The following is a 19566-nucleotide window of genomic DNA, read 5'->3' on the forward strand; positions in this document are numbered from 1 at the left end:
GATGGCTGCCACAGTGCGGGGTTATCGGGCTATCCATTTTGGTTAAGGCTCGCTATAACCCTGAGTTGCAGGTCTATGCAGTGCCATTAACGATGACTGAGTGATGATGAAAAATGTTCTGATAAAGCTGACGACGTTCAGCGGGGTAGTTTTACTTTGCGGGTGTTCGAGCGTGATGTCTCACACCGGCGGTAAAGAAGGAACATATCCGGGGACGCGCGCCAGCGCGGCGATGATCTCCGATGACGATACAAACTGGGGCACTAAATCCCTGGTTATCCTGGATATGCCGTTTACGGCCGTGGCGGATACGCTTCTGCTGCCGTGGGATATGTTTCGTAAGGACAGCTCCGTGCGCTCACGGGTAGAGAAAAGCGAGCAGGAAAATCTGGCGACAAACGCCGTCATCCCGCCCGCAAGCCTGCCCCCACGCTAGTTCTGTGCGGTTTCCGTTACCCAAAGCTGACGGAAACCGCTCGTCTCTTCCATCCACGCAATAAAGCGCCCGTCCGGAGAAAACACGACCGCATCCGCAGACGGCGGATTGTCACGATCGGACGTCAAAAACGTCACTTCTCCGCTCTGCGCATCGCAGCAGGCGATCCGATTTTCAAGCACAAACCCCAGACGTTCGCCAGAAGGGTGCCAGTTAAACGCTGACTGGATATCGCGCTCAGCATGGGTGAGCTGGCGCGGCTCGCCGCCCTCAGGCGCGATCAGCCACAGCTGCACAATGCCGTTATCATCCCGCATCAGAAACGCGATCTGCGTTCCCTGCGGATTGCTGCGCACCCAGTGACGCGGTACGTTCACCAGGCCCGGATAGCGAGTGTGATGTGTGAAGGTTAACCGACGCTGCATCACGCCCGCTGGCGGCGCAGGCAGCGTTTCTGGCGTGCCCTGCAGCGGCGCATCGCCCGCACGCTTCCAGCCCTGCTCATCTTCAGGCAGGTCCACAATAAACAGTTCCGGGACTTTTTCGCCCTGCGCAGAGAGGGTATCGCCGATAAACGCCAGCCTGCTGTTGCCTACCCAGCCCTCTTCGTAGGCGCGGTTGATCTCGTCGCTGCCCGGCCGTGGCGCTGGCGTTGTGCGGCTGACCAGCACGCTCCAGAAGGTTCCCGGATATTCACGGGGATGGTTCCCCGGCGGGTTAACCGGGCCGAAAGGCGCCGCCACGCCGACGTTGCGTAAATCGAGCTTTGGATCGCGCGCGTGCAGGACATGGTCGTTATAGGTAAAGCTGACGAGCTGCCCGTTCGGGCTGAAGACATGGACGTGGCTGCCGCCGCGCAGCGCGCCTGCGGTGTAAGGCGCGGTGATATCCATCGCGTCCAGGTTGCTCACCTGGCCTTGATGGGCAATTACCCCCTGGCGATGGTGAAAATCGTAGCGCCAGTCCACATCCGGATTTTTCGGGCCGTGAATAAAAACGTATTTCTCTTGCGCAGGATGAACGGTCACCACGCCAACGTGCGCCCCGTCGGTGGCGCGATAAATCACCTCAACCTCACCCGTCCCGACATTGACCCGCTCGATGGTTTCACCGGTAAACGACGCACCAGACGGGCGCACGTCATAGACCAGCCACTGGCTGTCCGGCGTCCAGGTATTGATATTCGTGAGCTGATGATGACGGGAAGCGAAGGTGATTTGTTTCATGAGGATACCCCGATGCGCAGTTATCGCATCAGGGTATAGCAAGCGGGTATTTAGTTCAGCACAAACTTCTCAATCGCGTACGCCACGCCGTCTTCCAGATTGGATTTGGTGACGAAGTTAGCCACGTCTTTCACCGACGGAATGGCGTTGTCCATCGCCACGCCCATACCGGCGAACTCAATCATCGCGATGTCGTTCTCCTGGTCGCCCAGCGCCATGATTTCGTCCGGATTAATGCCCAGCGCATCGGCCAGTGATTTAACGCCGGTGCCTTTATTGACGCGTTTATCCAGAATTTCGAGGAAGTACGGCGCACTTTTCAGCACGGTGTACTTCTCTTTCACCCCGGCCGGAATGCGCGCGATGGCTTTATCCAGGATCTCAGGCTCGTCGATCATCATCACTTTCAGGAACTGCGTTGCCGGGTCCATTTTCTCCGCTTCACAGAACACCAGCGGAATGGTCGCTACGTAAGATTCATGTACCGTGTAGTAGCTGATATCGCGGTTGGCGGTATAGAGCGTGTTGCGATCGAGCGCGTGGAAGTGGGAACCCACTTCGCGGGACAGTTTTTCCAGGAACAGATAGTCATCGTAGCTCAGCGCGGTTTGCGCAACCGTACTGCCATCCGCGGCTTTCTGCACCAGCGCGCCGTTATAGGTGATGCAGTAGTCGCCAGGCTGATTCATGTGCAGCTCTTTCAGGTAGCTGTGCACGCCCGCATACGGACGTCCGGTGGTCAGCACCACATTCACGCCCTTTGCGCGTGCCGCGGCGATCGCGTTCTTAACCGCTGGAGAGATAGTGTGGTCTGGCAGCAGCAGCGTGCCGTCCATGTCGATTGCAATGAGTTTGATAGCCATGAGTTCCCCGGGATAAATGAGTGCTGCCTCATGCTAACGCGATTAAGCCCACAAAAATAGAGCTACATTGCGCAACAGAAGTGCCCCTTTTATCGGTATCCCGGGGAGTAATGACTTACTCGCGGGTGAGAACGATTTTACCGAACGCGCCGCGATCCAGGTGTTCAAGCGCCTGCTCAAGTTCATCAAAGCGGTAGCGACGATCGATCACCGGCTTCAGCCCCGTTACATCCACGGCGCGGACGAAATCTTCCAGCGCCCGACGGTGTCCCACGCCAATCCCCTGAATAACCGGGGATTTCAGCAGCAGTTCGCCTGCGGGCAGCGAAATCTCACTTCCGGCCAGCACGCCAATGACCGAGATACGTCCGTGAACGGCAACGGCGCGCAGGGAGTGCTTCAGGTTCTCGCCCCCTACGGTTTCGATAATATGGTCGATGCCGCGATCCTGCGTGAGTGCCAGCGTATTTTCAGCCCAGTCGCCTTTCAGGCGGTTGATGCCCCGGCTGGCCCCCAGCTTTTTGGCCAGCGCCAGTTTGTCATCACTTCCCGAAGTGACAAACACCTCTGCGCCGTGCGCTTTTGCAATTTGCAGAGCGAATATCGCCACGCCGCCCGTCCCCTGCACCAGCACCGATTGCCCGGCGCGCAGCTGGCCGCGTTCCACCAGCGCAAACCAGGCGGTAAGCCCCGCGCAGGGTAAGGTGCTGGCCTCGGCGTCATCCAGGGTTTCCGGAGAGGCCACCAGCGCGTCTTCCTTCACAATCACGTACTCGGCCAGCATTCCCTGAAAGAAGCCACCGGACGTTTTATAGGGCAGATTGCGCGCGTCAGCCTGTGGCTTACCGTCGATCCACTCCGGGAAGAAGGTGGAGATGACGCGCGCGCCGGGCTGGAAACGCGTGACGCCTTCACCAATGCTGTCCACCACGCCCGCCATGTCAGACGCCGGGGTAAACGGGAAGGAGAGCGGGATCGGCATGGTGCCTTCAATCACCATTTTATCGCGATAGTTGAGCGCAACGGCATTCACCCGTACGCGCACTTCACCCGTTCCCGGCACGGGAAGAGGCTCCTGAATGAGTCTGAGGCTCTCACGCCCAAGGGTGTCCATGGACCAGCGCTGCATTGTTTCTGTCATTGTATTTCTCCTGCCATCAGATGAGCTTTAGTTCTGACAGTCTAGCGTTGACTCAACGTCACCAGTGGCGATAAGTTTTCCCTACATTGACGCCCGTGTAGATACAATCCATGACCGATACGCTGAAGGATATTCCTGTTTTTGTGGCCGCCGTTGAGGCGGGGAGTTTCGCTCAGGCCGCCATTCGCCTGCATTTGTCACGCTCGGCGGTGGGTAAAAGCATCGCTCGCCTTGAACAACGGCTGGGCGTACGGCTGTTTCATCGCACCACCCGCAGCCAGAGGCTGACCGATAACGGTGCGCTTTTTTATGAACGCTGCCTGCGCGCGCTGGAGGAGATTCGCGGGGCAGAGTCGCTGCTTGAAACGGGAAAACAGCAGGTCAGCGGCCGCCTGCGCGTTGCCATGCCGGTGCTGTTTGGCCGCCAGTGTGTGGCCCCGCTATTGATTGAACTGGCGCAGGAACACCCCGGGCTTGAACTGGAGATGTCATTCAGCGACCGCGTGGTGGATCTCGTCGAGGAGGGATTTGATATGGCGGTGCGTAACGGCACGCTGCAGGACAGCAGCGTGCTGGTCGCCAGAAGGCTGGGAGAACACCGCATGGTGCTGTGCGCCGCGCCGGAGTATTTGCTCAAGAAAGGACAGCCGCAAAGCGTGGCTGACTTACCCCAGCATACGGCCATTAACTATCTCCGCGCAGGCAGAGTGTTATCCTGGCAGCTGATGGATAACGCAGGAACGTCACACACCTTTACTCCCCGTTCTTCGCTCAATATGGATGACTTACAGGCGATCTGCGACGCCGCCCTGGCCGGACGCGGCCTTGCATGGCTGCCCTGCTGGATGGTCAGCAAAGAGATTCATCAGGGGAAACTCGTCCCGCTCTTAAAGCAGGCGCCGGAGGTGCGTTTCGACGTTCATGCGGTCTGGCAGCAGACGCCGCATCTGCCGCTGAGGGTAAGAATTGCGATAGATACGCTGGCGAGCCGTTTACCGTCCGCAATGTCGCTGGATATGCCTGCGCCCATAAAAAAGCCGCGCTAAACGCGCGGCCAGTATCGTGCGGTTTCAAACCGATTAAATATCGATATTTGCCGCTTTCAGGGCGTTCTCTTCGATGAAGGCACGACGTGGTTCAACCGCATCGCCCATCAGGGTCGTGAACAGCTGGTCTGCAGCAATCGCGTCTTTAACGGTAACGCGCAGCATGCGGCGGCTTTCCGGATCCATGGTGGTTTCCCACAGCTGATCCGGGTTCATTTCGCCCAGACCTTTATAGCGCTGGATCGCGAGGCCGCGACGGGACTCTTTCACCAGCCAGTCAAGCGCCTGCTCGAAGCTGGCTACCGGCTGACGACGTTCGCCACGTTCGATGAACGCATCGTCTTCAATCAGGCCGCGCAGCTTCTCGCCGAGGGTGCAGATACGGCGATATTCCGGACCGGTGACAAACTCGTGCTCCAGCGGATAGTCGTTATCGACGCCGTGGGTACGCACGCGAACGATCGGCTCGAACTGCTGGTCGGCGTTCTGCTGAACGTCGCATTTCCACTGGCTGCCGTGCTGCTCTTTCTCGTTCAGATCGGTCACCAGGGCGTTCACCCAGCGGGAGACGGTCTGCTCGTTGCTCAGATCGGCTTCGGTCAGGGTTGGCTGATAAACCAGCTCCTTCAGCAGCGTTTTCGGATAACGGCGTTCCATACGCGTAATCATTTTCTGCGTGGCGTTGAACTCGGACACCAGACGCTCCAGCGGCTCACCGGCCAGCGCAGGCGCGTGGGAGTTCGCGTGCAGGGTTGCACCGTCAAGGGCGATCGCGATTTGGTACTGATCCATCGCTTCATCGTCTTTAATGTACTGTTCCTGCTTGCCTTTCTTCACCTTGTACAGCGGCGGCTGGGCAATGTAGACGTGGCCACGTTCAACGATTTCAGGCATCTGACGATAGAAGAAGGTCAACAGCAGCGTACGAATGTGCGAGCCGTCGACGTCCGCATCGGTCATGATGATGATGCTGTGATAACGCAGCTTGTCCGGGTTGTACTCGTCACGGCCAATGCCGCAGCCCAGCGCGGTGATGAGGGTCGCCACTTCCTGAGAAGAGAGCATCTTGTCGAAGCGGGCTTTCTCAACGTTGAGGATTTTACCCTTCAGCGGCAGAATCGCCTGGTTCTTACGGTTACGGCCCTGCTTCGCAGAACCGCCCGCGGAGTCCCCTTCCACGAGGTACAGTTCGGACAGCGCCGGGTCGCGTTCCTGGCAGTCAGCCAGCTTGCCCGGCAGGCCGGCTAAGTCCAGCGCGCCTTTACGACGGGTCATTTCACGGGCTTTACGCGCCGCTTCACGGGCACGTGCCGCATCAATAATTTTGCCCACCACGATTTTCGCGTCGGACGGGTTCTCCAGCAGGTATTCGCTCAGCAGTTCGTTCATCTGCTGTTCAACCGCCGATTTCACCTCAGAAGAGACCAGCTTGTCTTTGGTCTGCGAGGAGAACTTCGGATCCGGCACCTTCACGGAGACAACGGCAATCAGGCCTTCACGGGCATCGTCGCCGGTGGCGCTGACCTTCGCTTTCTTGCTGTAGCCTTCTTTGTCCATGTAGGCGTTCAGGGTACGGGTCATCGCCGCACGGAAGCCTGCAAGGTGAGTACCGCCGTCACGCTGTGGAATGTTGTTGGTGAAGCAGTAGATGTTTTCCTGGAAACCGTCGTTCCACTGCAGCGCCACTTCCACGCCGATACCGTCTTTTTCGGTGGAGAAGTAGAAGATATTCGGGTGAATTGGCGTTTTGTTCTTGTTCAGATACTCAACGAACGCCTTGATGCCGCCTTCGTAGTGGAAGTGGTCTTCTTTGCCGTCACGCTTGTCGCGCAGGCGAATCGAGACGCCGGAGTTGAGGAACGACAGTTCGCGCAGGCGTTTCGCCAGGATGTCGTATTCAAATTCGGTGACGTTGGTGAAGGTTTCGAGGCTCGGCCAGAAACGCACCATGGTACCGGTTTTGTCGGTGTCGCCCGTGACGGCCAGCGGTGCCTGCGGCACGCCGTGCGTATAGAGCTGACGGTGGATTTTGCCTTCGCGCTGGATAACCAGCTCCAGCTTCTGCGACAGGGCGTTAACCACGGAGACGCCTACGCCGTGCAGGCCGCCGGAAACTTTATAGGAGTTATCGTCGAACTTACCGCCTGCGTGCAGCACGGTCATGATCACTTCCGCCGCGGAGACGCCCTCTTCCGGGTGAATACCGGTTGGGATGCCGCGACCGTCATCGGTGACGGAGACGGAGTTGTCCGCATGGATGGTGACCACGATGTCTTTACAGTGACCCGCGAGCGCTTCGTCGATAGCGTTATCTACCACCTCGAATACCATGTGGTGCAGACCGGTGCCGTCATCCGTGTCGCCGATATACATACCCGGGCGCTTACGCACCGCATCCAGCCCTTTCAGGACTTTGATACTGGAGGAGTCATAAGAATTCGACATCAACGTTTCTCGCTCATTTCAACTTGGGTTAATCCGTTATTTTACCCTTTTCCACGGTAAACATCTTCGAATTTTCGTCCGACATGTCCATAACGTGTTCAGCGCTAATCGCGCTGACGAAAACCTGCGACTGCGTGGCTTTCAAGCGGCTGGCAAGCAGCCCGCGCCGCGCGTCGTCAAGTTCCGAGGCAAAATCATCTATCAGGTACAGGCAGCGTCGCCCGCTCTCGCGAGTGAGGAACTCCCCCTGTGCCAGGCGCAGCGCACACATCAGTAGCTTGAGCTGCCCGCGCGACAGCGTGTCTTCCACCGGCGCACCGTCGGCACGAATGCGGAAATCCGCCTTGTGCGGGCCGTGCGCGGTGTAGGTCAACATGCGGTCGCGCTCGAAGCTTCTCTCTAACACCTCGGCATAATCCGTCTCTTTCTCCCAGCCGCGCTGGAAAGAGAAGGTGAGAGAGAATTCGGGTAAAAACTGTTTGCAGGTGTCGGCCATGTCTTCGGCGATCCCTGCGCTGTATTCGGCACGCCAGCGGCTGATCTGTTCCGCGAGAGGGATTAACTCCATGTCCCACGGACGCAGCTGAGCGTAACGGGTCACCTGGCGCAGCGCGGCGTTACGCTGCTTGAGCAGACGCTTCAGGTTGCTCCAGGCGTTAAAAAAACCGGCTTCGTTGTGAAAGCATCCCCAGTCGAGGAACGCTCTTCTGTATTTGGGGCCGCCGTTGAGTAAAGTAAACCCCTCGGGCGTGATCAGCTGCATCGGCATCAACAGCGCCAGCTCCGCCACCTTGTGGCCGTCGGTGCCGTCGATGCGCACCTTGCTGTCGCCCTGCTTGTCTTTCGTCAGGCCGATGGCGGTTTCCCGCTCCGCTCCCTGCAAACGCCCGTGCAGAACAAAGGATTCCTGCTCGTGGCGAATGACGCGACCAATCTGCAAACTGCGAAACGCCCGACCGTGGCCGAGCGTATAGATGGCTTCCAGCACGCTGGTTTTGCCGCTGCCGTTTGCGCCAACCAGGAAGTTAAAGCCGGGGGATAAAGCGAGATCCGCGCTTTCGATGTTGCGAAAGTCGCGGATCAACAGACGGGTGAGCGACATTACAGTCTCATTGGCATGACAACATAAGCAGCCGACTGTGATGCGGCATCTTCAATCTGTACGCTCGAAACGGAGTCGGTCAGCAGAATGCGCACGTTTTCGCATTTCAGCGCGTTCAGCACGTCCAGCACGTAGCTGACGTTGAAGCCAATTTCCATCTCAGCCCCGGCGTAGGTGACGTCCAGAATCTCTTCTGCCTCTTCCTGCTCCGGGTTATTGGCGGTGATTTTGATCTGGTTTTCACTCACGTACAGACGCACGCCGCGGAATTTCTCGTTAGAGAGAATGGCCGCACGCGCAAACGCCTGCTTGAGGCTATCGCAGCCCGCTTCCAGCGTCTTGTCCGGGTTCTTCGGCAATACGCGGCGATAATCCGGGAAACGACCGTCAACCAGCTTCGAGGTGAAGACAAAATCGCCCACGTGCGCGCGGATGTTGTTGCTGCCGATCTGCACGCGCAGCGGCGTATCGCCACCGTCGAGCATACGCATCAGCTCAATCACCCCTTTACGCGGCACGATCACCGAATGGTTCGGCAGCGAATCGCCAATCGGCATTGAACAGACCGCCAGACGGTGGCCGTCGGTGGCCACGGTACGCAGCTCTTCGCCTTCGGTTTCGAACAGCATGCCGTTTAAGTAGTAACGGACGTCCTGGTGCGCCATGGAGAACTGCGTGGCTTCAATCAGACGCTTCATCGTTGCCTGCGGCAGGGTGAATTCAACTTCACTTTGCCAGTCGTCCAGGTTCGGGAAGTCTGCGGCAGGCAGCGTGGAGAGCGAGAAGCGGCTGCGGCCAGAGCGCACCAGCATACGGTCGCCTTCCAGCTGCACGGCGATTTCAGCGCCTTCCGGCAGCCCGCGGCAGATGTCAAAGAATTTACGTGCCGGAACCGTGGTCGCGCCCGCGTCGTGAGGCTGCGTCAGCGTAACGCGCGCGATCATTTCCATTTCCAGATCTGTACCGGTCAGCGACAGCGTACCGTCCGCGACCTGAAGCAGCAGGTTTCCGAGAATAGGCAGCGTTGGGCGGCCGCCTAATGGGCCACTCACCTGTTGCAGCGGTTTTAATAAATGTTCACGTTCAACGGTAAATTTCATAGCGTCACGATGATAATGTTCTGATTAAATTGGAGAAATCTTCTTTTATGTCGTGGCTTTCTTCGCGTAACTGCTCAATCTTGCGGCACGCGTGCAGCACGGTCGTATGGTCACGGCCACCAAACGCATCGCCGATTTCCGGCAGGCTGTGGTTGGTTAACTCTTTTGCCAGCGCCATCGCCATCTGACGCGGACGCGCCACCGAGCGGGAACGACGTTTAGACAGTAAATCTGCCACTTTGATCTTGTAGTACTCGGCCACCGTCTTTTGAATATTGTCGATTGTGACCAGTTTTTCCTGCAATGCCAGCAAATCACGCAGCGCTTCACGCACAAAATCGATAGTGATCGCACGACCGGTGAAGTTGGCATTGGCGATAACGCGGTTCAGCGCCCCCTCCAGCTCACGCACGTTGGAGCGCAGACGCTTGGCAATGAAGAACGCCACTTCACCCGGCAGGCGAATGTCGTTTTCATCAGCTTTCTTCATCAGGATCGCGACGCGGGTTTCCAGCTCCGGTGGCTCGATCGCCACGGTCAGGCCCCAGCCGAAGCGGGATTTCAGACGATCTTCAACGCCGTTGATCTCTTTTGGGTAACGATCTGAAGTCAAAATGATCTGCTGATTGCCTTCCAGCAGGGCGTTGAAGGTGTGGAAAAATTCTTCCTGCGATCGTTCTTTGTTGGCAAAGAACTGGATGTCATCGATCAGCAGCGCGTCAACGGAACGGTAGTAGCGTTTAAACTCTTCGATCGCATTGTTTTGCAGGGCTTTTACCATGTCCTGAACGAAGCGCTCGGAGTGCATATACACCACTTTGGCATTGGGCTTGCGCGCCATAATGCCGTTACCCACCGCATGCAGCAGGTGCGTTTTACCCAGACCCGTGCCGCCATAGAGGAACAGCGGGTTGTAGGCCCCACCGGGGTTATCAGCCACCTGGCGAGCCGCCGCGCGCGCCAGCTGGTTCGACTTACCTTCAACGAAGTTATCGAACGTGTGCTTCACGTTAACGTTAGAGCGGTAGGTTGGCTCAGCCGGTGCAGGGACATTATCCCAGCCCTGACGAGCGGGAGCAACGCGAGGCGCTGGAGCAGGAGCAGCCTGAGCAGGCGCGGCGACGTTGACGGTTTCACGAACGGTTTGGGTGACCGGCTTTGTGCCCACTTCAAAGCGCAGCTGTGGGGCATCTGACCCGCAGAAATCGTTCAGCAGTCCATTGATGTTGTTAAGGTACTTGTCCCTTACCCAATCGAGCACAAAACGGTTTGGCGCATACAAAGCCAGCGTGTTATCGCTCAGTTCCGCCTGCAACGGGCGGATCCACATACTGAATTCTGTGGCTGGTAACTCATCCTGCAATCGGGCAAGACACTGCTGCCAAAGCGAAAGTGACACGGCGGACTCCACTCGAACAATAAAAGAAAACTATTGAATATTCATGATTGTTGGCGCACATCGACATGACCCTGTGCAAAGGGTGACGTGCGAATTGCTATCTGCAATTTATCCTGACCAGGATCCTGGGATCCCGATCGGGACCGCGGATCATAGCCTAAACTGAGCCAGAGATCTTCTGTTTCTCACAGATTCTTCCCGATTTATCCACAGGAAGATCCGGAACCGGGTAAGTGTAAACGATCCTGGCGCGCGTGCCCCGCGATTTAGACCGCATATTGGAAAAATTAATGAGCACAGACAATTTATTGCTTAAATGATCTAACGAAGATCCAGGACGATCCTTGCGCTTTGTTGGTGAGCCCGTATAATCCTCGACCCGGCGCGTGATGCTCATCTTCCTGCGTCGTCCGTTGCTCATTTTCCACGCGAAAACGTGCGGAAATACGCGGGAAATAAGGAAAGAGAATTGACTCCGGAGTGTACAATTATTACAATCCGGCCTCTTTAATCACCCACGCTGAGGCGTTAGTCGTTCGAAACTCGTTCGGGTATACGCAAAAGTCAGTGAATTTATTCAAGTTTAGGTAGAAATCGCCATGAAACGCACTTTTCAACCGTCTGTACTGAAGCGCAACCGTTCTCACGGCTTCCGTGCTCGTATGGCTACTAAAAATGGTCGTCAGGTTCTGGCACGTCGTCGTGCTAAAGGCCGCGCTCGTCTGACCGTTTCCAAGTAATAAAGCTAACCCCTGAGTGGTTAAGCTCGCATTTCCCAGGGAGTTACGTTTGTTAACTCCCGCTCATTTCACTTTCGTCTTCCAGCAGCCACTACGGGCTGGCACGCCGCAAATCACCATCCTCGGCCGCCAAAATTCGCTGGGGCATCCCCGCATCGGTCTCACAGTCGCCAAGAAAAATGTTAAGCGTGCGCATGAACGCAATCGGATTAAACGTCTGACGCGTGAAAGCTTCCGTTTACGTCAGCACGAACTGCCTTCAATGGATTTCGTGGTGGTGGCGAAGAAAGGGGTTGCCGACCTCGATAACCGTGCTCTCTCGGAAGCGTTGGAAAAATTATGGCGCCGCCACTGTCGCCTGGCTCACGGGTCCTGATAGCCCTCATTCGGGTCTATCAACGCCTGATTAGTCCGCTACTCGGGCCGCACTGCCGTTTCACACCAACATGCTCAAGCTACGGAATTGAGGCATTGCGCAGGTTTGGAGTGATAAAAGGCAGTTGGTTGACGGTGAAACGCGTATTAAAATGCCACCCTTTACACCCCGGTGGAGACGACCCCGTCCCCCCAGGACCCTTTGATACCAGAGAACACTAACGATGGATTCGCAACGCAATCTTCTTATCATCGCTTTGTTGTTCGTGTCTTTCATGATCTGGCAGGCATGGGAGCAGGATAAAAATCCTCAACCCCAGCAGCAGACCACGCAGACTACGACCACCGCAGCGGGTAGCGCCGCCGACCAGGGCGTACCGGCCAGTGGCCAGGGGAAACAGATTACGGTTAAAACCGACGTGCTTGAGCTGACTATCAACACCCGTGGTGGTGATGTTGAGCAGGCGCTGCTGTTGACCTACCCGAAAGAGCTGAAGTCTAACGAACCGTTCCAGTTACTGGAAACCACGCCTGAGTTTATCTACCAGGCGCAGAGCGGCCTGACCGGTCGTGACGGCCCGGATAACCCGGCTAACGGCGCGCGTCCACTGTATAACGTCGAGAACGACACGTTTGTACTGGCTGATGGTCAGAACGAGCTCGTTATCCCGATGACCTACACCGACGCCGCAGGCAACACCTTCACCAAAACCTTCACCCTGAAGCGCGGTGAATATGCGGTGAACGTGGGCTACAGCGTACAGAACACCGGTGCGAAACCGCTGGAACTGTCTACCTTCGGTCAGCTGAAGCAGTCCATCAATCTGCCGTCTCACCGTGACACCGGAAGCAGCAACTTTGCGCTGCATACCTTCCGTGGCGCGGCGTACTCCACGCCTGACGCGAAGTACGAGAAATACAAATTCGACACCATTGCCGATAACGAAAACCTGAACGTCAGCGCTAAAGGCGGTTGGGTGGCGATGCTGCAGCAGTATTTCGCGACTGCATGGGTGCCAAATAACGACGGTACCAACAACTTCTACACCGCGAACCTGGGCAACGGTATTGCAGCCATCGGCTACAAGTCTCAGCCGGTTCTGGTGCAGCCGGGTCAAACCGGTAAGCTGGCAAGCACCCTGTGGGTCGGCCCGGAAATCCAGGACAAAATGGCCGCCGTTGCGCCGCACCTGGATCTGACCGTGGATTACGGCTGGTTGTGGTTCATCTCTCAGCCGCTGTTCAAGCTGCTGAAGTTCATCCACAGCTTCCTGGGTAACTGGGGCTTCTCCATCATCGTTATCACCTTCATCGTTCGTGGCATCATGTACCCGCTGACTAAAGCGCAGTACACCTCCATGGCGAAGATGCGCATGCTGCAGCCGAAGATTCAGGCAATGCGTGAGCGTCTGGGCGATGACAAACAGCGTCAGAGCCAGGAAATGATGGCCCTGTATAAAGCAGAGAAAGTGAACCCGCTGGGTGGCTGCTTCCCGCTGCTGATTCAGATGCCAATCTTCCTTGCGCTGTACTACATGCTGATGGGTTCCGTTGAGCTGCGCCACGCGCCGTTCGCCCTGTGGATCCATGACCTGTCCGCACAGGACCCGTACTACATCCTGCCGATCCTGATGGGCGTGACGATGTTCTTCATCCAGAAGATGTCGCCGACCACCGTGACCGACCCGATGCAGCAGAAGATCATGACCTTTATGCCGGTCATCTTCACCGTGTTCTTCCTGTGGTTCCCGTCAGGTCTGGTGCTGTACTATATCGTCAGCAACCTGGTGACCATCATCCAGCAGCAGCTGATTTACCGTGGTCTGGAAAAACGTGGCCTGCATAGCCGCGAAAAGAAAAAGTCCTGATCCGATAAGTTAACGCTAAAATAAGGGCGGTCGATTGACCGCCTTTTTTATTTGTATTGAACGAGAGCAACCATGAGCCATAACGACACTATCGTCGCCCAGGCAACCCCACCGGGACGCGGTGGTGTAGGCATTCTGCGTATCTCCGGCCTGAAGGCGCGCGAGGTCGCCGAAGCGGTGCTGGGTAAACTGCCAAAGCCGCGCTACGCGGATTATCTGCCGTTTAAAGACGCTGACGGCACGCCGCTGGACCAGGGCATTGCGCTGTGGTTTCCGGGTCCAAACTCCTTTACCGGGGAAGACGTGCTGGAGCTACAGGGCCACGGCGGCCCGGTGATCCTCGACCTGCTGTTAAAACGTATTCTGACCCTGCCTGGCCTGCGCATCGCCAAGCCGGGCGAGTTTTCCGAGCGTGCCTTCCTCAACGACAAGCTCGATCTGGCGCAGGCCGAGGCGATTGCTGACCTGATCGACGCCAGTTCCGAACAGGCGGCGCGTTCCGCCCTGAACTCGCTGCAGGGGGCATTCTCCGCGCGCGTGAACCACCTTGTGGAAGCACTTACTCACCTGCGCATCTACGTGGAAGCGGCTATCGACTTCCCGGACGAGGAGATCGACTTCCTCTCTGACGGCAAAATTGAAGCCCAGCTCAACCAGGTGATGGCCGATCTCGACGCCGTTCGCGCCGAAGCGCGCCAGGGCAGCCTGCTGCGTGAAGGGATGAAGGTGGTCATTGCCGGACGCCCGAACGCCGGGAAATCGAGCCTGCTGAACGCCCTGGCGGGCCGTGAAGCCGCCATCGTGACCGACATTGCCGGCACCACCCGCGACGTGCTGCGCGAGCATATCCACATCGACGGGATGCCGCTGCACATCATTGATACCGCCGGTCTGCGCGATGCCAGCGACGAGGTTGAGCGCATCGGTATCGAGCGCGCCTGGCAGGAGATCGAGCAGGCCGATCGCGTGCTGTTTATGGTGGACGGCACCACGACCGACGCCGTTGACCCGGCCGATATCTGGCCCGATTTTATCGCCCGTCTCCCGGCTAAGCTGCCGATCACCGTGGTGCGTAATAAGGCAGACGTGACGGGCGAAACGCTCGGTATCAGCGATGTGAATGGTCACTCACTTATTCGCCTGTCGGCGCGCACCGGTGAGGGCGTGGACGACCTGCGTAACCACCTCAAGCAGAGCATGGGCTTTGACACCAGCATGGAGGGCGGCTTCCTGGCGCGCCGTCGTCATCTGCAGGCGCTGGAAGAGGCGGCCCGTCATCTCGACCAGGGCAAAGCACAGCTGATCGGCGCGTGGGCAGGTGAACTGCTGGCGGAAGAGCTGCGGCTGGCGCAGCAGAACCTGAGCGAGATCACCGGGGAGTTTACGTCGGACGATCTGCTGGGAAGGATCTTCTCGAGCTTCTGTATTGGTAAGTAATCCCTTACAGGGGGCAATCTCTAGAGGCGACTTATGATAATCACGTGTTTATAAGTCGCCTGAAGTTATATTAACCGCGATGAATTATGGCCTTGTTCAAGGAATTAATCACATCGTCAATATATTGCTTATCTTGACTGGTCAGTGCCTGTGACTCTCCAGAGGAACTATTCAGGTAAACAATATAATCAGGCCTGATTGCTTTAAACCACGCAATAGCGACCACCACAATGACAACACCAATTGCTTTCGTTAATAAAGATGCGGCGATGAATACCATTGCGAGACCAATCAGTGCCAAAACAATTGGCCCAAGCCTGGAAGGGTCTGTTTGGCCACGTTTAACTGACGTCACACCATTCATTGCATAGGTTGTTGAACCTACAATAAATCTTGCATTAGTAATGCTCACATTCCCATTTCTGTAAAACTCGGTTTCTTCCATTTTTATGTCCTTGAGGATTAGCTTTTTGTAGTGAAAATATATTTTCTTAAATTATCGATTTCAGAGCAGAACTATTTAAAAATTTTGTAATGAGTCGTTTATTTTTATCTCCTTCCTACGAAGGAAACGTTCATTAATTAAAATACTACTGTAACAAAATAACTTAAACAGACAATTCATAACTTTCTCTCCATGTTACCTCTGAGCATCTTCTCGCGCAGGTCGGATACTTAAAACAGTTAGAAAAGAGTTTTCCTCCCAGGAAATCACCATTGTCCAAATGGCAACTCGCCTAATCCCTTTTCACCCCCTATTCTGCTTCCCTGCATCCATGGGGGATTTATGGCTCGTTTTCTTTTTTGTAGTTTTGCGCTCGTTCTGCTTTATCCGTCCGGCATTGATATGTATCTGGTGGGATTACCGCACATCGCCCGCGATCTCGGTGCCAGCGAAGCGCAGCTGCACATTGCGTTTTCCGCCTATCTCGCGGGAATGGCGTCGTCGATGGTGTTTGCCGGGAAGATCGCGGATAAAGCGGGCCGTCAGCCAGTGGCGATAACCGGCGCCATCATTTTTGCCCTGGCGTCCCTTCTCTGCTCGCAGGCGCAAAACAGCACCCTGTTCCTGGCCGGGCGCTTTATTCAGGGCATTGGGGCGGGTGGTTGCTACGTGGTTGCCTTTGCGATCCTGCGCGATACCTTAAGCGCCCAGCGTCGCGCCAAGGTGCTCTCCATGCTGAACGGTATTACCTGCATCATCCCGGTGCTGGCGCCAGTCGTGGGATATCTGATCATGCTGAAATTCCCGTGGCAGAGCCTGTTCTGGACCATGGCGGCGATGGGCGCGCTGGTGTTTATCTTGTCGATCGCCGTGCTGAAAGAGACCCACCCGGGCTCGCAAAATACCGGTCACACCCCAACAATTCACCCGGCAGAGAAGCTGCTTAACCGCTTTTTCCTCAGTCGTCTGGCCGTAACCACGCTAAGCGTGGCGGTGATCCTCACCTATGTAAACGTTTCCCCGGTTTTACTGATGGAAACCATGGGCTTCGATCGCGGTGAGTACTCAACGGTGATGGCGTTAACCGCCATGGTCAGTATGGCCGTCTCGTTCTCCACCCCCTTTGCGCTGAATATTTTTAGCCAGCGCACGCTGATGCTGACCTCCCAGGTTTTATTCCTCGCTGCAGGCGCAATCCTGGCGACGGCCACCTCACACGCGGTGATGCTGGTGGGTATTACGCTCATTTGTGCCGGGTTCTCGGTTGGCTTTGGCGTGGCGATGAGTCAGGCGCTCGGCCCGTTCTCGCTGCGGGCAGGCGTGGCGAGCTCGGTGCTGGGGATAGCGCAGGTCTGCGGCTCGTCGCTGTGGATCTGGCTGGCGGCGGTCATCGGGCTTAACGCGCTGAATATGCTGATCGGGGTTCTGATTGGCTGTAGCATACTGTGCATTACCTTACTTATGGCCATCCAGCCCGCGGCACATTATGAAGAAGCCCATCAGCAGTCTCGATCTTAACCTGTTGCTGTGCCTGCAGCTTTTGCTGCAGGAGCGTAGCGTCACCAAGGCGGCGAAGCGGATGAACGTGACGCCGTCGGCGGTGAGTAAATCGCTGGCCAAGCTGCGCGACTGGTTCGACGACCCGCTGTTTGTTAAAACGCCGTTAGGATTGCTCCCCACGCCGCTGACGGTGAGTCTTGAGCAGGACCTGGCTGACTGGATGCAAATCGGCAACCAGATCCTCGATAAATTTCATCATGATTCGCCGGGCGGGCTGACGTTCGTGCTGGCCGCCGAAACGCCGCTGATGCTGATCCGCTTCAATACCCTGCTGGAGCAGGTGAACCAGCGCTATCCGCAGGCGACGGTGAAGATGCGCCACTGGGATTACGACTCGCTGGACGCCATTACCCGTGGCGAGGTGGATCTTGGCTTTACCGGGCGAGAAACACATCCGCGCTCCCGCGAGCTGCTGAAGCTGCTGCCGTGGTTTATCGACTATGAAATCCTGTTCAGCGACCGCCCCTGCGTCTATCTGCGCGAGGACCATCCGGCGCTTGAGCAAGAGTGGAATCTGGAGACCTTCCTGCGCTATCCGCATATCAGCATCTTCTGGGAACGCAGCGACACCTGGGCGCTGGATGAGGTGCTAAAGGAGATGGGCCGTGAACGTAATATTGCCATGTGCCTGCCGGGCTTTGAACAGGCGATGTTTATGGCAGCGCAGCCCGGGCATCACTATATCGCCACCGCGCCGCACTACTGCCAGCACTACAATGAACTCCACCAGCGCAAGCTGATCGCGCTTCCCATTCCCATTGATGAGGAGCAGGCGGAAAAATTGACCGTGCCGTTCACGCTGATTTGGCATAAACGGAACAGCCATAACCCAAAAATCCTCTGGCTGCGGGAGACCATCAAGGCGCTGTACGGTGCGAGCGGTCCAATTTTTGCCTAAGAAAATGTAAAGTTCGGTCCTAAGGCTTCTCTTACTCCCATTTACTGATTAAAACAGGAGGCAAGTTAAGCGATAATCATGTAACCGTTTAACCGATTACGACCATTATCAAGGAGCGAAAAATGGCTACGCACTTTGCAAGAGGGATACTTACGGAAGGACGTCTCGTATCGGCAAGAATTTCTTCAGCCTGCCACCGTGAAGCACTCACGCTTGCGGAACACCGCAGGTCGCGGTTTTTAGCGTCCCGGGCGCTTCTCGCAGAGCTGATGTTTATGCTGTACGGCACCAGCGAGCTGCCGGACATCACCACCCAACCCGAAGGCCGCCCGGTCTTCGCCGACCCGGATCTCCCTCGTTTTTCGATTGCCTACGCGGGCAATATCATTGGCGTTGCGCTGACCACCGAAGGGGATTGTGGGCTGGATATGGAACTTCAGCGCGCGACGCGCAGCTTCCACGGGGGCAATGCGCATGAAGAGTATCCGCTCTCCAGCAACGAGAATCTGTGGGTCCGCAACCAGAACGATCCTGTCGAAGCCAGAGCCCAGCTCATTACCTTGCGCCAGAGCATTCGCAAGCTCTGTGGATGCGCCTCAGACGATGCCAGCCTGCTGCAGCTGTTGCCAGGCTCCGGTCGTCTGCGTGCCGCTCAGGCCACGCTGGTAGAAGCGCTCTGCGACGCAGAGGATGTGCTCATTTGGTCCATCGCGGTGACCCCCGCCATCGAACGCATGAAGATCTGGGAATTTGACAGCCAACAGGGATGGCGTAGCCTTCCTGATGTGCCCGAGCGCGCCAACGAGTCCGCCGCACGCCTGATGCGTTTAACCAGTTTACCGGCAGAAAAAGCATTCACCCTTAGCTGATCCATTCAGGGTCATCATGATGAAAAAGGAGTAATCATGTCTGAAACGTTGAAAGTCGTTACGTTACTGGGAAGCCTGCGCAAAGGTTCATTTAACGGGATGGTTGCCCGCACGCTGCCGCAGCTGGCACCTGCAGGAATGGAGATTAGCGCCCTGCCGTCTATTGGCGATATTCCGCTGTATGACGCTGACGTTCAGCAGGAAGAAGGATTCCCGCAGAGCGTTGAGGCGCTGGCAGAGCAGATCCGCCAGGCCGACGGCGTGGTCATCGTCACGCCGGAGTACAACTACTCTGTACCCGGTGGCCTGAAGAATGCCATCGACTGGCTGTCCCGTTTACCTGAACAGCCGCTGGCGGGCAAACCGGTGCTCATCCAGACCAGCTCGATGGGCGCCATTGGCGGCGCGCGCTGCCAGTATCATCTGCGCCAGATCCTGGTGTTCCTCGATGCGATGGTGATGAACAAGCCGGAGTTTATGGGCGGCGTGATTCAGAACAAGGTCGACCCGCAGACGGGCGAGGTGGTGGATCAGAGCACGCGCGATCATCTCTCTGGCCAGCTGACGGCGTTCGGGGATTATATTAAGCGGGTTAAAGCCTGATAAAAAAGCCCGG

The 19566-nt window shown here is 56.7% G+C and carries 19 protein-coding genes; 11 read left to right on the forward strand and 8 right to left on the reverse strand.

The annotated features are described in order from the left end of the window. Positions 1-103 precede the first annotated feature (103 nt). On the forward strand, positions 104-436 hold the full coding sequence (locus ACJBF3_RS19940) for a YceK/YidQ family lipoprotein (protein WP_045328684.1): 333 nt from the start codon (positions 104-106) through the stop codon (positions 434-436). On the opposite strand, the gene ACJBF3_RS19945 is transcribed toward ACJBF3_RS19940, so the two are convergent. The 3 genes from ACJBF3_RS19945 to ACJBF3_RS19955 form a co-directional block, all read right to left on the reverse strand. Continuing rightward, complete coding sequence (locus ACJBF3_RS19945; RefSeq protein ID WP_045328685.1) at positions 433-1662, reverse strand: DUF3748 domain-containing protein; 1230 nt, start codon at positions 1660-1662, stop codon at positions 433-435. The genes ACJBF3_RS19940 and ACJBF3_RS19945 overlap by 4 nt on opposite strands. 50 nt (positions 1663-1712) lie before the next feature. Beyond that, positions 1713-2525 (reverse strand): sugar-phosphatase, encoded by an 813-nt coding sequence (gene yidA / locus ACJBF3_RS19950; protein ID WP_045328687.1) that lies wholly within the window; start codon positions 2523-2525, stop codon positions 1713-1715. 115 nt (positions 2526-2640) lie between these two features. Then, on the reverse strand, positions 2641-3666 hold the full coding sequence (locus tag ACJBF3_RS19955) for an NAD(P)-dependent alcohol dehydrogenase (RefSeq protein WP_045328689.1): 1026 nt from the start codon (positions 3664-3666) through the stop codon (positions 2641-2643). A gap of 110 nt (positions 3667-3776) precedes the next feature. Between ACJBF3_RS19955 and ACJBF3_RS19960 the strand changes: the two genes are divergently transcribed. Further along, positions 3777-4712 (forward strand): LysR family transcriptional regulator, encoded by a 936-nt coding sequence (locus tag ACJBF3_RS19960; protein WP_045328690.1) that lies wholly within the window; start codon positions 3777-3779, stop codon positions 4710-4712. Between the two features lie 33 nt (positions 4713-4745). Here the strand turns inward: ACJBF3_RS19960 and gyrB are convergent, their stop codons facing one another. From gyrB to dnaA, 4 genes are read right to left on the reverse strand one after another with little or no spacing between them, the layout of a single operon-like run. Further along, positions 4746-7157, reverse strand: a complete 2412-nt coding sequence (gene gyrB / locus ACJBF3_RS19965) for a DNA topoisomerase (ATP-hydrolyzing) subunit B (RefSeq protein ID WP_045328692.1) — start codon at positions 7155-7157, stop codon at positions 4746-4748. A 28-nt stretch (positions 7158-7185) separates the two neighbouring features. Then, complete coding sequence (gene recF, locus ACJBF3_RS19970; RefSeq protein ID WP_045260850.1) at positions 7186-8259, reverse strand: DNA replication/repair protein RecF; 1074 nt, start codon at positions 8257-8259, stop codon at positions 7186-7188. Next, a complete protein-coding gene (gene dnaN / locus ACJBF3_RS19975; protein ID WP_008500170.1) occupies positions 8259-9359 on the reverse strand; it encodes a DNA polymerase III subunit beta in 1101 nt (366 codons plus the stop codon). The genes recF and dnaN overlap by 1 nt, the downstream gene beginning before the upstream one ends. Positions 9360-9363: 4 nt before the next feature. Further along, positions 9364-10758 (reverse strand): chromosomal replication initiator protein DnaA, encoded by a 1395-nt coding sequence (gene dnaA / locus ACJBF3_RS19980; protein ID WP_010426558.1) that lies wholly within the window; start codon positions 10756-10758, stop codon positions 9364-9366. A 599-nt stretch (positions 10759-11357) separates the two neighbouring features. On the opposite strand from dnaA, the gene rpmH reads away from it, so the two are divergent. From rpmH to mnmE, 5 genes are all read left to right on the forward strand, one after another. Next, positions 11358-11498 (forward strand): 50S ribosomal protein L34, encoded by a 141-nt coding sequence (gene rpmH / locus ACJBF3_RS19985; protein ID WP_000831330.1) that lies wholly within the window; start codon positions 11358-11360, stop codon positions 11496-11498. A 16-nt stretch (positions 11499-11514) separates the two neighbouring features. Continuing rightward, the gene (rnpA, locus tag ACJBF3_RS19990; RefSeq protein WP_032640303.1) at positions 11515-11874 is read left to right on the forward strand and encodes a ribonuclease P protein component; all 360 of its coding nucleotides are present in this window, start codon (positions 11515-11517) and stop codon (positions 11872-11874) included. Beyond that, positions 11838-12095 (forward strand): membrane protein insertion efficiency factor YidD, encoded by a 258-nt coding sequence (yidD, locus tag ACJBF3_RS19995; RefSeq protein ID WP_001307474.1) that lies wholly within the window; start codon positions 11838-11840, stop codon positions 12093-12095. Before rnpA ends, yidD begins: the two co-directional genes overlap by 37 nt. A 2-nt stretch (positions 12096-12097) precedes the next feature. After that, the gene (gene yidC / locus ACJBF3_RS20000) at positions 12098-13741 is read left to right on the forward strand and encodes a membrane protein insertase YidC (protein WP_045328695.1); all 1644 of its coding nucleotides are present in this window, start codon (positions 12098-12100) and stop codon (positions 13739-13741) included. Positions 13742-13813: 72 nt separating this feature from the next. Beyond that, positions 13814-15178: a tRNA uridine-5-carboxymethylaminomethyl(34) synthesis GTPase MnmE gene (gene mnmE / locus ACJBF3_RS20005; RefSeq protein ID WP_045328697.1), complete on the forward strand. Its 1365-nt coding sequence runs from the start codon at positions 13814-13816 to the stop codon at positions 15176-15178. 70 nt (positions 15179-15248) lie between these two features. Here the strand turns inward: mnmE and ACJBF3_RS20010 are convergent, their stop codons facing one another. Then, complete coding sequence (locus tag ACJBF3_RS20010) at positions 15249-15623, reverse strand: DUF6232 family protein (RefSeq protein WP_045328699.1); 375 nt, start codon at positions 15621-15623, stop codon at positions 15249-15251. A 342-nt stretch (positions 15624-15965) separates the two neighbouring features. On the opposite strand from ACJBF3_RS20010, the gene ACJBF3_RS20015 reads away from it, so the two are divergent. The 4 genes from ACJBF3_RS20015 to ACJBF3_RS20030 all read left to right on the forward strand — a co-directional run bounded on the left by ACJBF3_RS20015 (position 15966) and on the right by ACJBF3_RS20030 (position 19553). Further along, entirely contained in the window at positions 15966-17141 is a 1176-nt protein-coding gene (locus ACJBF3_RS20015; RefSeq protein WP_047716341.1) for an MFS transporter, read from the forward strand. Continuing rightward, a complete protein-coding gene (yidZ, locus tag ACJBF3_RS20020) occupies positions 17110-18081 on the forward strand; it encodes an HTH-type transcriptional regulator YidZ (protein WP_045331204.1) in 972 nt (323 codons plus the stop codon). The genes ACJBF3_RS20015 and yidZ overlap by 32 nt, the downstream gene beginning before the upstream one ends. 122 nt (positions 18082-18203) lie before the next feature. Beyond that, the gene (locus ACJBF3_RS20025) at positions 18204-18950 is read left to right on the forward strand and encodes a 4'-phosphopantetheinyl transferase superfamily protein (protein ID WP_045331206.1); all 747 of its coding nucleotides are present in this window, start codon (positions 18204-18206) and stop codon (positions 18948-18950) included. Positions 18951-18986: 36 nt separating this feature from the next. Next, positions 18987-19553: an NADPH-dependent FMN reductase gene (locus ACJBF3_RS20030; RefSeq protein ID WP_045331208.1), complete on the forward strand. Its 567-nt coding sequence runs from the start codon at positions 18987-18989 to the stop codon at positions 19551-19553. The last annotated feature ends 13 nt before the right edge of the window (positions 19554-19566 follow it).

The organism is Enterobacter sp. PP-008-ECC_S150 (genome assembly GCF_045257065.1).
Classification (GTDB): Bacteria; Pseudomonadota; Gammaproteobacteria; order Enterobacterales; family Enterobacteriaceae; genus Enterobacter; species Enterobacter chengduensis.